11 protein-coding genes and 1 pseudogene are annotated in these 13,386 nt (G+C 44.1%); 4 read left to right on the top strand and 8 right to left on the bottom strand.

Annotation, left to right across the window (positions count from 1 at the left end; genetic code table 11):
* Window positions 1–629: 629 nt before the first annotated feature.
* Window positions 630–1,616, bottom strand: coding sequence for a Gfo/Idh/MocA family protein (locus VTH8203_RS21755; RefSeq protein WP_096995534.1), 987 nt, complete (start codon window positions 1,614–1,616; stop codon window positions 630–632).
* 297 nt (window positions 1,617–1,913) lie between these two features.
* On the opposite strand from VTH8203_RS21755, the gene VTH8203_RS25375 reads away from it, so the two are divergent.
* Window positions 1,914–2,048, top strand: coding sequence for a hypothetical protein (locus VTH8203_RS25375; RefSeq protein ID WP_279627186.1), 135 nt, complete (start codon window positions 1,914–1,916; stop codon window positions 2,046–2,048).
* A gap of 54 nt (window positions 2,049–2,102) precedes the next feature.
* Here the strand turns inward: VTH8203_RS25375 and VTH8203_RS21745 are convergent, their stop codons facing one another.
* The 3 genes and pseudogenes from VTH8203_RS21745 to VTH8203_RS24810 all read right to left on the bottom strand — a co-directional run.
* Window positions 2,103–2,624 (bottom strand): NADPH-dependent FMN reductase, encoded by a 522-nt coding sequence (locus VTH8203_RS21745; RefSeq protein WP_096995533.1) that lies wholly within the window; start codon window positions 2,622–2,624, stop codon window positions 2,103–2,105.
* 112 nt (window positions 2,625–2,736) lie between these two features.
* Window positions 2,737–3,000, bottom strand: coding sequence for a YfcL family protein (locus tag VTH8203_RS24815; protein WP_167385856.1), 264 nt, complete (start codon window positions 2,998–3,000; stop codon window positions 2,737–2,739).
* Between the two features lie 27 nt (window positions 3,001–3,027).
* A pseudogene (locus VTH8203_RS24810) lies at window positions 3,028–3,555 on the bottom strand (elongation factor P hydroxylase); the annotation flags it as partial.
* Window positions 3,556–3,749: 194 nt separating this feature from the next.
* Between VTH8203_RS24810 and VTH8203_RS21735 the strand changes: the two are divergent.
* The gene (locus tag VTH8203_RS21735; RefSeq protein WP_096995531.1) at window positions 3,750–4,373 is read left to right on the top strand and encodes a trimeric intracellular cation channel family protein; all 624 of its coding nucleotides are present in this window, start codon (window positions 3,750–3,752) and stop codon (window positions 4,371–4,373) included.
* A gap of 372 nt (window positions 4,374–4,745) precedes the next feature.
* Here the strand turns inward: VTH8203_RS21735 and fusA are convergent, their stop codons facing one another.
* The 3 genes from fusA to prmB form a co-directional block, all read right to left on the bottom strand.
* Window positions 4,746–6,761 carry an elongation factor G gene (gene fusA, locus VTH8203_RS21730; protein WP_096995530.1) on the bottom strand — a complete coding sequence of 672 codons (2,016 nt, stop codon included), beginning with the start codon at window positions 6,759–6,761 and terminating at the stop codon, window positions 4,746–4,748.
* A 274-nt stretch (window positions 6,762–7,035) separates the two neighbouring features.
* Window positions 7,036–8,121, bottom strand: coding sequence for a chorismate synthase (aroC, locus tag VTH8203_RS21725; RefSeq protein ID WP_096995529.1), 1,086 nt, complete (start codon window positions 8,119–8,121; stop codon window positions 7,036–7,038).
* 158 nt (window positions 8,122–8,279) lie between these two features.
* Window positions 8,280–9,212, bottom strand: coding sequence for a 50S ribosomal protein L3 N(5)-glutamine methyltransferase (prmB, locus tag VTH8203_RS21720; RefSeq protein WP_096995528.1), 933 nt, complete (start codon window positions 9,210–9,212; stop codon window positions 8,280–8,282).
* 62 nt (window positions 9,213–9,274) lie between these two features.
* Between prmB and smrB the strand changes: the two genes are divergently transcribed.
* Window positions 9,275–9,805 carry an endonuclease SmrB gene (gene smrB / locus VTH8203_RS21715; RefSeq protein WP_096995527.1) on the top strand — a complete coding sequence of 177 codons (531 nt, stop codon included), beginning with the start codon at window positions 9,275–9,277 and terminating at the stop codon, window positions 9,803–9,805.
* A 12-nt stretch (window positions 9,806–9,817) separates the two neighbouring features.
* Here smrB and sixA read toward each other — a convergent pair whose 3' ends face one another.
* A complete protein-coding gene (gene sixA, locus VTH8203_RS21710; RefSeq protein ID WP_096995526.1) occupies window positions 9,818–10,282 on the bottom strand; it encodes a phosphohistidine phosphatase SixA in 465 nt (154 codons plus the stop codon).
* 293 nt (window positions 10,283–10,575) lie between these two features.
* On the opposite strand from sixA, the gene VTH8203_RS21705 reads away from it, so the two are divergent.
* A complete protein-coding gene (locus VTH8203_RS21705) occupies window positions 10,576–13,359 on the top strand; it encodes an insulinase family protein (RefSeq protein ID WP_096995525.1) in 2,784 nt (927 codons plus the stop codon).
* The last annotated feature ends 27 nt before the right edge of the window (window positions 13,360–13,386 follow it).

Raw genomic sequence — 13,386 nt, 5'->3', positions numbered from 1 at the left:
TTTAGCTCATTTTTTGAGCATTTAATTCTAAATCCATACGAAGGTTGCGGTTCACATTACCAACCTTCGAACTAATTTGCCATATTTTTGTAGCGAAAATGGCGTAATTCTCCTACAACAGGAAAAAATTAGATGATTGCGCTGTAATGCTAGGGTGAATTGACAACTTATCCCTCTTGAGAGAAATTTCACCAATATTAATATTGATAGCTCTGCTTGTTAACACTTATTCAGCACATTGTACCAATTATATAACGATTGATTTAACAATTCGTTTTCATTTTAACCCTGCTATAGAATTATCAAATGTCAAAAAAAACCTAAATGTGAACATAATCACGCACATTGGAATGGTGTAAATAAACACTAGGATAAAGATCACAAAAAGACCTGACCTCTGAATACTAAGAGGTCAGGCAAACTGATGTGTTCACACCGCTCAAGTGTGATTTCAGATAAGGGGATGCGTAACAAAGAGACGCGTTATTGCTTCGCGTTTGTTACACCTTGATATTGTTTATCGCTTTTGTTGAGTAACCTTTTAGAGCGCAACTTATCGCTCCCTACACCTTCAATACAGCAAAAGGTATAACGAAAAAGAGCCAATCATTACTTGGCTCTTTTTATCGCTATTTAAGTAACGTATCCGCAGGAAACACAACCCCTGTTTGTAAACGAGCTTCGGTAATAATTCTTGAAATATCCAGAGAACGCTGCACAGCATGCGGGTCCATTGACCCTGCACTAATCATAGCCGCAAACGCCTCAGCTTCGTATCTCATACTATTCTCTACTTGAGGCAATGAAACACAGGTACGCTCCCCATTTCTTGCTTGCTTCTCAAATCCAACACATTCCGAGAAATGGGTTAGCATTAGGCTAGCGTCTTCACCTTGAATTTCACTTGGTGCATAGCTGTTACTCACTTTTGAATGACTCAACGTCACATCAAAGTTCGGATAAGTGAGCAAGATACTGCCGTGTGCATCCACTCCCGACTCTAGCAAATGTGCTGACGCTTGAACCTTATTTGGCGTTCCAAATAATTCAACCGCAGCGGCAACAGAGTAGAAACCGATGTCCATAACCGAGCCGTTAGAAAACTCGGGGTTAAAGGTGTTTGGATTTTCTCCATCGAGGTATCGTTGATATCGCGAAGAATACTGGCAATAGGTCAAGTGCACCTTGTGCAGTTTACCGATAGCTTCAATTGAGTTTTTCAGTGCGATGAAGTTTGGTAAATAGGCCGTTTTAAATGCCTCCATCAAGATAACATTCTGCTCACGAGCAACATCAAACATCAGTTCGACTTCTGTTATATTGGATGCCAGCGGTTTTTCACAAATAACGTGCTTACCGGCGCGCATTAATTGAACAGCCTGTTGGCAATGAAAACTATTTGGAGACGCAATGTATACTGCGTCGATATTCTCAGACGCACCAAGTGCCTCTAAACTATCAAAAAATACGCTAGCTCCAAACGGCTGACCAAAACTTTTCGCTGTGTCTAGCGATCTAGAATACACACCATTTACGATAAATTTTTTACTTTCAAGTGCGGCTTCAGCAAACTTTTCACTGATCCAATTTGTCCCAACTATGGCAAGCTTAATCATGATACATCCTTATGATTTTGTTTGGTGCTAGGTTACTCCTTTGTCACAAAAACGCCAACTGATATACGAAGCTGTCAAGCCCAGTGCTTTTCACCCGTGCTAAAACACCTAGCCCCAAACCTTGGTCTACGTTGACTTAGTATCTTTGATAAGTTGTACAACACTGTTCGGCCTTTTTGGCTTCGACAATTGAGAGTTCAGTAGCCGTTTTGCCCTCTCTTTTACAACGATTTGATTTACAAAATCCATCATTGATACGCTCGATGGATTCCTGATCAAACTCCGGAACTATCAGCCATGTTTGGCATTGATAACATCTTCAATGAGCAGTATGTCCCTCATGCTTCACGCTCTGGTACTAAAAGAGGCTTTACCTTAGACGATGACGAACCAGGCCGTAATATTAAGATGTCTTCAGCTTACGAATTTTAATTCACCGTAAAACCTCAAATAAAACAAAGGCGCCATTTGGCGCCTCTGTTTTATTTATAACTGTTTCACTGCAGCCTTAACCTGCTCAGCGAGTTCTGCGTTATGCAAATTACCCGCTTCCAAATCAAAGTTATCGTAGAAGCTAGGAATCGATACGCTGGCTTTCACATTGCCACCAAAAAAAGGCGCTGAATTTACCGCAGCGGCAAGAACACTACTGGCTCCACCTGGTCCTGGTGACGTCGCCAAATAAATCGCTGGAATACCTTTGAACACTTCACGTTCAATACGCGTTGCCCAATCGAATAAGTTTTTATAGGCCGCAGGGTGATGCCCATTATGCTCGGCAAAAGAAATAACCAGAGCATCCGCTTGGTGGATAGCCGCTAAGAAGGCTTTCGCCCCTTCAGCTTGACCAACTTCTTTTTCTTTATCTTCGCTAAACATTGGCACATCAAATTGAGTCAGATCGAGCACTTCAACATCGGCACCGTCGATCAAATTCGCGGCATAAGTGGCTAATGCTTTATTGATAGAAGTGCTACTTGTACTGGCTCCAAATGCGATTACTTTCATGGTTCGTTCCTTATAGTGACAACGTTTCGAGAAGTTGTTTTAAGGTTAACCCATCTAGCGTTTTCAACAAGCGAGTAAATCCAATCAAATTAATCGATTTTTTCGAACAAGATCAGATAGCTGCTTGTAATTCGGTCCAAAGGTCGTTGACGATGATTCTATCCGCTGGAGATAACTCAGACTTGGCTTGGTCGATACTTGCTTGAATACGAGTTTTAAATTCGTTTAAGTCAACCACGCCCTCTTCTTCACAAGCGGCCGCTGATAATGAGATATGGCCACGTAAATACCCCCCAGCGAACAGCTCATCTTCGGATGCGTCTTGGATACGAGAATCAATGGTCTCTAGAAGTTTTTCTTCATATTCGATGATCATAGTTAAGGTCTTTCCTAGTTTGCTCTCACGAACCACAAATTGGTCGCGGGTAAGTTCAGGGGTTTGGTAAAACTGCTTCAAGGCTTGAGAAAGCGCTAACACTCGTTTGGGAATCCCCTCTGAGAGTATCGTCAGCACTTCATTATGTACTTTACGCATAAATGCGACTCTATCTGGCTCAAAATCGCCGCTTAAATTGTCACAACTTACCGTAAACGGGAAGCCAGCACTGACTGATAAGATCCATTCATAAGCCTGTGGCCGAATTTCTACTTTTTCAAATTCACATTGTACTTCCTGAGTGCGACCATCAGGTTGATACCAATAGCCAAAATCTTCAAGTAGCCGTCTTTCTGGGCCCGCTACACACCAATGTGCAATCTCATGTAAGCCCGACGCATAAAAGCCTCGCGCGAAAATAATACGATGATGGCCTACTTGGTCGTCAGCAGGTAGGTAGATAGGCTCGTCTCCACCTAGCTCAAGTTTGGTGTTGTATTCCTGATAGAACGTCTGGTTAAAAATAGTAATTAAATCTTGGTACTGATGCTGCATAGTGACAGTTAAGCGAAAACAATTGGGGCGTATTGTCTATGGAATTTTGTGATAGGTAAAGTCTTGAGGTCAACGAAGCACAGATAGCATTAGTTTTATTTATCATAAAAACGTTTCCCTCTTATAATAATTCATTCGTCATGACCCCTTTCTGCCACTAAACTAGCGCATCTTTTATTTTCGAGTATCGTGTGATGTTGCTAAGTGTCTTATACATTATTGGGATTACCGCTGAAGCAATGACGGGCGCACTGAGCGCTGGCCGTCGCAATATGGACTGGTTTGGAGTAATGCTAGTGGCGAGTGCAACCGCTATCGGTGGTGGTACTGTGCGCGATATTCTGCTTGGTCACTACCCACTTGGCTGGGTAAAACACCCTGAGTTCCTCGCTATCACCTGTGTGGCTGGCGTTCTCACGACCGGGCTTGCCAAATGGATCATCAAGTTTAAAGGGGTCTTCATTCGATTAGATGCACTTGGTCTGGTGGTGTTTACCATCATTGGCACCAATGTCGGGCTTAGTATGGGATTACATCCGTTTATCTGTATTGTTTCCGGTCTAGTCACTGGAGTATTTGGTGGTCTGTTGCGAGACTTGATTTGTCGTCAAACACCGCTAGTGCTTCACCAAGAGCTATATGCTTCAATTTCTGTCATTGCCGCCTGTTTGTACTTAGCGCTACTGGAGTATGGCATCGGTACACTAACGACGACCATAGTCACGTTAGTGGTAGGTTATACCTTAAGAATGGCAGCGGTTCGTTTTAAATGGCGCTTACCTTCTTTCCACCTTGATAGTGAAGAAGCCATACATTAAAGTTAACTTTCGATTTTCCTAAGCTGATATTTACTAAGCTAAATATCAGCTATCTTTTCTATGCGATCGCTCCTACCTTTTTCAACTTTGATAATTAGAATTAACAAAGCTATCAAACATTCACTGCTGGCTGTGTTGCTGATCTTGAAGCGGAAAGCCGCATTAAACAACTTGGCAGTAAGTCGCAGAAATAAAACTGTAAGAATCAACGACAAATTAGGAAAATATCCAGACAACTACTAGACTTAAGTTGCAACAAAAAAAATGGCAAGTTTTAATGCTTAGCCAGTAAGAATAACAACAACGTCAGTTGGAAGCCCCCGCAACCCTTTGGAATTGCAGGGCTTTTTCATGATTTAATTACTGGCGCTATTACTCTGTACCCTCACACACTTGCTTTTGTATCGTTGGTGGCGCTGGCTCATAGTGGCTAAGTGTCATACTAAATCGACCTTCGCCCCCAGTCAGCGCTTTTAGGCGCCTCGAGTAATTTTGTAACTCATTAATCGGCGATTTCGCTTCCAGCAAGGTACTACCAAATGCACCTTGCTCACTGCCGACAATCAGCCCACGATTCCCTGATAAATCACCAGATACGTCCCCCACTGACGCGGTTGGGATCTCAAGTGTTAGATCGACAATTGGCTCTAGCACGATTGGCCCAGCCGCTTCAACTGCACGCAAAAAGGCTTTTTTACCGGCGATAACAAAAGCAATTTCTTTTGAGTCTACTGAGTGATACTTACCATCAAATACTGTGACTTCAATATCACGAATTGGGTTACCTGAAATCGCACCTTCTTCAAGAGCTTGCAGAATGCCTTTCTCTACGGCTGGTATTAATGCCGTTGGAATTGCGCCCCCGACGACTTTATTGACAAATTTAAATCCAGCGCCTCGTGCCAGTGGTTTGACTTTTAGTTGAACCTCCCCAAACTGCCCAGCCCCACCACTTTGTTTTTTGTGGCGATACTGAGCTTCTGCTGGCTTGGTAATGGTCTCAAAGTACTCAACGCTTGGTTGACTGGTTTCAACGTCCAACTTAAACACATCAAGCATTTTTTCGAGCGCAATCTTAAGGTGGAACTCACCCTGTCCACTCAAGACCGTTTCGTTGCTGCGAGTACGATGCTCAATTTTCAGCGTTGGGTCTTCTACCACTATCTTAGCTAAAACATCGGATAGCTTTTGCTCATCGCCACGTTTTTTGGGGCGCAAGGCCAAACTGTACATCGACTCTGGGAAGTTTAGTGTTTTAAACACAACGCCATCTTCATCATGAGAGTCATGAATAACAGAATCAAATTCCAAGTCCTCCACTTTAACGAGTACGCATAAATCACCCGCTTTGGCGCTACTTATTTCTTGTCGCTTTTTCCCCTGCAGGTTATACAGGTGACCAACTTTGAATGCTTTACTGCTGTCACCGACAAACAGTTGACTACCAGAGGTAATCTCGCCTTGGAACACTCGAACATACGCAAGCTTACCCATGTAAGGGTCGACATTAACTTTGTAGACATGGGCCACCGTATGATCGCGCTTGTCACAATCAATGGATACTCGTTTGCCATTTTTCTCCAATAAAGGTGGATTTCCCTCATCAGGCATTGGCATAATTTGTGCCAATGTGCGCAGCAGCAGCTCACAACCAGCGCCTGTATCTGATGAGACGAAACATACAGGGATGACGTGTCCGGTTCGCAATGCTTCTTCAAATGGGTCATGAAGCTGTTCTGGCGTCAGCTCTGAACCTTGCTCAAGGTAGAGTTCCATTAGCGCTTCATCCACTTCAACCACTTGATCGATAAGTAGCTCATGAGCCTCTTCAACGCTGCTAAATAATGTTGTCTGCTCCGAGTTGGGTTCAAAGTAGCAATCCACCACTTCTGCAGGTTTATTGGATGGTAAATTTATTGGTAGGCACTGAGAACCAAAACGCTGTTCAATATCTTCTAGCAGTTTGGTCAGCTTTTCTGGATGCTGGTCGATCTTGTTCACCACTATCATTTGACATTTTTTCTGCTCTTGAGCAAATTTGAGAAGTCGTTCTGAAACTTGATTAATGGGCAAACTAGCATCAACGACCAAAGCGGTCGTTTCGACGGCGGGAAAGATACTCAAAGTACGTCCAAGCAATTCAGCCTGTCCCGGGGTATCAATAATATTCATTTGGTGCTTCTGCCACGACAATGTCACGGGAGTGGCTTCAACACTATGCTGGTAGTGTATGGATTGATCATCGAAATCGGTGATGGTGTCGCCATCTTCCACATGACCAAGGTGCTGGCTGGAATGGGACTCAAAAAGCAGGCGTTCAATTAGGCTGGTTTTACCGGTTCCTGTTTGACCGACAAAGGCAATATTTCTGATTTCATGTTGAGACATAATGGACTCCTAAAATGATTGGAAACAAGCACAGTTGCATCGAGTCGGCGGTTACCCGCCAGCTCGTCTTCCAAGTCATTTTTCGGATCCTTCTGTCCAATAAATGCACTCCCTTTCTTAATGAAGTTCTAGTGTGACCCTATACCCTTAAAAATATTGTGACTAATTTCATATCATCACCAATTTTGACTATTTATTATCCAAGACGTGATGAGGGACAAAAAAACCTCGTAGCGGCACTACGAGGCTTTCAATCTGATACGACTAATGCGAATTAGATAGCTGGGGTTTCTGTTGTCACGCCATGATTTTGGCCACGATGACGCAATAAGTGATCAAGAAGAACAATCGCCAGCATCGCTTCCGCGATTGGCACAGCACGAATGCCTACACAAGGGTCGTGGCGGCCTTTGGTAATTAGCTTAGTCGGCTCTCCCGTTCGAGTAATCGTCTCACCTGGAACGGTTATACTGGATGTCGGTTTTAGAGCAATATTCGCAACGATATCTTGCCCGGTAGAAATACCACCTAAAATGCCACCAGCGTGGTTGCTTGAAAAGCCGTCAGGCGTTAAAGGATCACGATGTTCGCTGCCTTTTTGGTTTACTACATCAAAACCATCACCAATTTCGACACCCTTTACAGCATTAATACTCATCAATGCATGAGCAATATCGGCATCAAGGCGATCGAAAATTGGCTCGCCAAGGCCAACGGGTACATTGGTCGCAACCACTTGCAGTTTGGCACCAATAGAATCGCCTTGTTTTTTCAGGTCTCGAATTAGCTGATCAAACGCGTCAACTTTGTCCACATCAGGGCAGAAGAAGGCGTTATTTTCGATTTCATTCCAATCAACCTTGTCGATAGACACATCACCCATTTGTGACAAATAAGCGCGAATTTCTACACCAAATTCTTGTTTAAGGTATTTCTTTGCGATGGCACCAGCGGCCACACGCATTGCGGTTTCACGAGCTGACGAACGACCACCACCTCGATAATCACGTACCCCGTACTTTTGGTGGTAAGTATAATCGGCATGACCAGGACGGAACTTATCTTTAATGTCTGAATAGTCTTTAGAGCGCTGATCGGTGTTTTCAATCAACAAACCAATGGATGTCCCTGTCGTTTGCCCCTCAAACACCCCAGAAAGAATTTTTACTTCATCGGGTTCACGTCTCTGAGTGGTGTACTTTGAGGTACCTGGACGGCGACGATCTAAGTCTACTTGCAGATCGGCTTCGGTAATTTCTAACCCTGGAGGACAACCATCAACAATACAACCTAATGCAATACCGTGACTTTCTCCAAATGTTGTTACACGAAAATGTTGTCCGATGCTATTTCCTGCCATTACTTCCTCTGTCTGTCAGAACAAGCTATATCCGAGCTTGTTCAATGCCTGTCTGTTCTTGGTGATTTCATAGTGACGACAAAGGCAGACGTTGTAAACCCCCAAACAAAAAAACGCCGCAATTCTCATTACGGCGTTTGGGTTTGTCTCGAAGCGGACTAATCTTTGTAGATTGCAAATTCCTCGGCGTGAGCAACAAGCTGCTCTCGCGTCAGCATGAATACACCATGGCCACCGTTCTCAAACTCAATCCAAGTAAATGGAATATGAGGGTACTGTTCCATCATGTGCACCATGGAATTACCCACCTCACAGATAAGAATACCGTCATCCGTTAGGTAGTCTGGCGCATTAGAAAGAATACGACGCACGAGTTTCAATCCATCAGTTCCAGCGGCAAGGCCAAGCTCTGGCTCATGTGTGAACTCTTCTGGTAAAGAATTCATGTCTTCTTCATCCACATAAGGTGGGTTGGAAACAATCAGGTTGTATTTCTCTTTTGGAAGATCGCGGAACAAGTCAGAACGAATCGGGAACACTTGCTGTTCAAGGCCATGGTCTTGAACGTTTTGTTCGGCAACTTCCAATGCATCGGTTGAGATATCAATGGCATCGACTTCTGCATCTGGGAAAGCATGAGCACACGCAATCGCGATGCAACCACTACCCGTACACAGATCCATAATACGTACAGGCTCTTCTGTTAACCAAGGTTGGAACTGTGCTTCAATCAATTCGCCAATTGGAGAACGTGGTACCAATACACGCTCATCAACAAAGAACTCTAAACCACAGAACCACGCTTTATTCGTCAAGTAAGCGGTTGGCGTGCGTTCGTTGATACGTCTAATCACACGTTCGACGACACGAAGACGCTCACTGCTGGTTAAACGTGAGTTCAAAACATGTGGTGGCACATCGATAGGTAAGTACAGCGTTGGCAGAATCAACTGAACCGCTTCATCCCAAGCATTGTCGGTGCCGTGGCCATAAAAAAGACCCGCTGCGTTGAAGCGACTGACCGTCCAACGAATCACGTCTTGTAATGTGTGAAGCTCAGAAACGGCTTCTTCCACAAAAATCTTATCCAAAATTGCCTCCAAAAAGCGCTACAATACTGCTAATAACCTATTTTAATGAGTTGTTCCCATTAATGAGCCAGAAAGACGACAATACCGATAATGATTTCGGTCTATTCCGGGACGCAGTACAAGGCGTAAAAAAGTTGCGACAGGATACCATAGTCCAGCAGCCAAACCGAAATAAGAAACAAAAAGAAGCAAAAAGATCCAATAGAGAAGCCAAAGACGCCGAGTTTTACTTCTCCGATGAATTTGTTCCGCACTTAAGCGACGAAGGACCTACACGCTATGCGCGAGATGATGTGTCGACGTATGAAGTAAAAAGGCTACGCAGAGGCGTCTATGTTCCCGATGTGTTCCTAGACATGCACGGCATGACGCAACAAGAAGCAAAACGTGAATTGGGCGCCATGATTGCCCATTGTGTGAAAGAAAATATTCATTGTGCTTGCGTCATGCATGGTATTGGCAAGCACATTTTGAAACAGAAAGCGCCGCTATGGTTAGCGCAGCATCCCGACGTGATGGCGTTTCACCAAGCACCACTCGAGTTTGGTGGTGATGGTGCTCTGTTGGTACTGCTTTCTATACCAGAGAAGTAATATCGATTTTAACTAAGGGTGAATGTGCCAAAGCACTTCGCCCTGTCTTTTCTCCACATCATACTCAACGCACACTAAGCCTGATGTCGGAAACATAGGCGCACTGATATCACCCACAAACTCGGCGGTTAAGTACCCTACCAACGGCAAATGTGATACCAGCAAAATTGACTCAAGATTTTCTAACTCAGCAATCGCTGACACATATTCAACCACGTCTTCGGCCTGACCATAAGGCGTAATGTCGTCAGAGGTCACCACGTCGTTACTACTAAACTCGCTACTAATTGCAGCCCAAGTTTGTTGCGCTCTTAGGTATGGGCTGACCATTACTTTGTCAAACTCCCAGTAACCTTGCTGCTTACAAGCTCTCGCAACGATGACCGAACATTCTTTACCGTGAGAGGTTAACTCTCGCTCTTCGTCACTGGGCGCGTAATGAACAGCCTCGCCATGCCGCATTATAAAAACTTTCATATATTTACCTGATTCTACTGATGGTTAACTTCATCGTTCCATCGATACAGAGCTATACTTATTTAAAAAAATTAATTATATCAATTCACTTGCTAAAGGCTTCGACTTTCTTAACAATTTATTAAGTAGTCTAAAAATATTTGTAACTTTGTTTTTGCGTGTCTCTTATTTATCGTCATAATTATTTTACTTAAGTATTGGTAAACCCTGTTAGCACCAATAGTGAGATATTGCTTTTGTTGCCAGGTGCTTGGTTGAGCTGTCCAAGCTTCCGCCTAATCTGGAGAAGATAAGTGCATCTAAGTCCTAATGATAGTCGCTCCTATCGCTACCTTACTCTCAACAATGAGCTAAGAGTGCTGCTTATTCAAGATATGCAGGCTCAAAAATCGGCCGCCGCTCTGGCCGTTAATGTCGGTCATTTTGACGATCCTGATGATCGTGAAGGGCTCGCTCACTATCTGGAGCATATGCTCTTTCTCGGCACAGAGAAATACCCCAAAGTTGGTGAATTTCAATCCTTTATTAGCCAACATGGTGGTTCCAATAATGCGTGGACTGGAACTGAACACTCCTGCTTTTTCTTCGATGTCTATCCCAACGCGTTCGAGAAAGCTCTAGACCGTTTTAGCCAATTTTTCACCGCCCCGCTATTTAACGAGGAAGCGCTTGATAAAGAACGTCAAGCCGTTGACTCCGAATACAAGCTGAAACTTCATGAAGATGGCCGACGTCTTTATCAGGTTCAAAAAGAAACGATCAATCAAGCACACCCTTTTTCAAAGTTCTCCGTTGGCAATATTGATACGCTCAGCGACCGAAATGGACACAGCATTAGACGAGAAATTGTTCGTTTTCATAAAGATCACTACTCTTCGGACATTATGACGCTCGCGTTAATCGGACCTCACGAACTCGATGAGTTAGAGGAGTGGGCTCATGCTAAATTTAGTGACATTATCGATAACCATCTGCAGGGCAAAACTGTTGATATACCTTTTATTACCAAAGAGCACACGCAAGTCCTGATCCAAGTTGAGCCAGTGAAAGAGATTCGTAAACTCATTCTTTCGTTCCCTTTGCCTGCGACCCATCAGCATTATCACCAAAAACCCATGTCTTACTTTGCCAACTTGCTTGGCTATGAAGGTCACGGCAGTTTAATGCTTTATCTCAAAAATAAGGGATGGATTACCTCGTTATCCGCAGGGGGCGGCGCATCAGGTAGCAATTTCCGGGAGTTTAGCGTCAGTGTTTCATTGACACCGGTTGGGCTAGATCAGGTGGATGACATCATTCAAGCGGTATTCCAGTTCATCACTCTGATAAAATCTGAAGGCATGGACGCTTGGCGTTATGATGAAAAACGTGCCGTTACTGAATCCGCATTCCAGTTTCAGGAGCCAGCTAGGCCTTTAGATCTCGTCAGTCACCTTGTGATGAACATGCAAAACTATCTTCCCGAGGATATCGTTTACGGTGACTACAAGATGTCAGGCTATGATGAAGCCTTACTCCGCCAGTATGCCTCTTATCTAACCACAGAAAACTTGAAAGCTACGTTAGTCGCCAAAGATCGTCACTACGACAAACAAGCAAAATGGTATTTTACGCCCTACTCTGTAGCACGTTTTACCAATGAACAGCTGGCGTATTTTAATCAGTGCCCCAAGCTGTCAGAGCTGCCGTTTGGTTTGCCCGAAAAAAACCCATTCATCAACTACGACCTGAAAACCTATCCAGTAGAGTCGCATGGCGAGCATCCAGATCTAATTGAAGACCTCGAAGGATTTAGACTTTGGCACCTACAAGACGATAAGTTCAACGTACCAAAAGGTGTCGTGTTCATCGCTATCGATAGTCCTCACTCGGTGAATTCACCTAAGAATATTGTCAAGACCCGCTTATGTGTCGAGATGTTCCTCGACTCATTGTCTGAAGAGACCTACCCAGCGGAAGTGGCTGGCCTTGGGTATGACATGTATGCTCATCAGGGCGGCGTTACGCTGTCCATATCAGGATTTAGTAAAAAGCAACCCCAGCTACTGGAAATGATTCTTAAGCGATTTGCCTCTCGAGAGTTTAATCCTGCTCGTTTCGATAGCATTAAAGCGCAACTATTAAGAAGTTGGCGCAATACCGCCAAAGATCGTCCTATTTCTCAGTTATTCAACGCAATGACAGGAATATTGCAGCCAAACAACCCACCTTATCCGGTGCTTATCGAAGCGCTCGAATCTATTGAGGTGGATGAGCTACCGAACTTCGTTCAGTCTATTTTATCTGAGCTGCATATTGAGATGTTTGTCTATGGGGATTGGCATCGCCAAGGGGCACTCGATATCGCCACCACATTAAAAGACGCCCTTAGGCTGAACAATCAAAAATACGAAGAAAGCCTACGACCGTTGGTCATGCTTGGGGAGAATGGCAGTTTTCAAAAAGAAGTATTCTGCGATCAAGATGACTCTGCCATCGTAGTTTACTATCAATGCGAGGATATCAAACCGAGAAGCATCGCGCTGTACTCATTAGCAAACCATCTGATGTCCGCCACCTTCTTCCATGAGATACGAACCAAGCAGCAGCTCGGCTATATGGTTGGCACCGGTAATATGCCGCTTAACCGCCACCCAGGTATTGTCATGTATGTCCAATCACCAAATGCCGCTCCTAACGATTTGATTCGCTCAATCGACGAGTTTCTTAACGCCTTCTACATGGTGTTATTAGAACTTAATGATTACCAGTGGCACAGCAGTAAGAAAGGGCTTTGGAATCAAATCTCAACTCCTGATACCACATTGCGAGGTCGAGCTCAGCGACTATGGATAGCCATTGGCAACAAAGACACCGAATTTAACCAACGAGAGAAGGTGCTCACTGAACTTAAATCACTCACCAGGGCGGATATGATTCGCTTTATCGTGAATGAGCTAAAACCAAGAACCGCCAATCGACTAATCATGCACAGCCAAGGTAAAGCACATATTAACGCGCCGCGTTTAGACCTAGGTTTAGAAATAGGCTCAATTGAAGAGTTTCAATTAAGACCAAAGGATACAGATTTAGGATAATAAAAAACCCCTCATTCGAGGGGTTTT

Origin of the sequence: Vibrio thalassae (genome assembly GCF_900089835.1) — a bacterium.
GTDB classification, from domain to species: Bacteria; Pseudomonadota; Gammaproteobacteria; order Enterobacterales; family Vibrionaceae; genus Vibrio; species Vibrio thalassae.
This window is presented reverse-complemented; position numbering and strand designations above follow the sequence as displayed.

What these genes read in the sequence shown, in the direction of transcription:
- VTH8203_RS25375 (WP_279627186.1), top strand. Translation starts at nt 1,914, where the DNA reads ATGTTTGGCATTGATAACATCTTCAATGAGCAGTATGTCCCTCATGCT.
- VTH8203_RS24815 (WP_167385856.1), bottom strand. Translation starts at nt 3,000, where the DNA reads ATGATCATCGAATATGAAGAAAAACTTCTAGAGACCATTGATTCTCGT.
- sixA (WP_096995526.1), bottom strand. Translation starts at nt 10,282, where the DNA reads ATGAAAGTTTTTATAATGCGGCATGGCGAGGCTGTTCATTACGCGCCC.
- VTH8203_RS21735 (WP_096995531.1), top strand. Translation starts at nt 3,750, where the DNA reads ATGTTGCTAAGTGTCTTATACATTATTGGGATTACCGCTGAAGCAATG.
- fusA (WP_096995530.1), bottom strand. Translation starts at nt 6,761, where the DNA reads ATGTCTCAACATGAAATCAGAAATATTGCCTTTGTCGGTCAAACAGGA.
- VTH8203_RS21745 (WP_096995533.1), bottom strand. Translation starts at nt 2,624, where the DNA reads ATGAAAGTAATCGCATTTGGAGCCAGTACAAGTAGCACTTCTATCAAT.
- smrB (WP_096995527.1), top strand. Translation starts at nt 9,275, where the DNA reads ATGAGCCAGAAAGACGACAATACCGATAATGATTTCGGTCTATTCCGG.
- aroC (WP_096995529.1), bottom strand. Translation starts at nt 8,121, where the DNA reads ATGGCAGGAAATAGCATCGGACAACATTTTCGTGTAACAACATTTGGA.
- VTH8203_RS21755 (WP_096995534.1), bottom strand. Translation starts at nt 1,616, where the DNA reads ATGATTAAGCTTGCCATAGTTGGGACAAATTGGATCAGTGAAAAGTTT.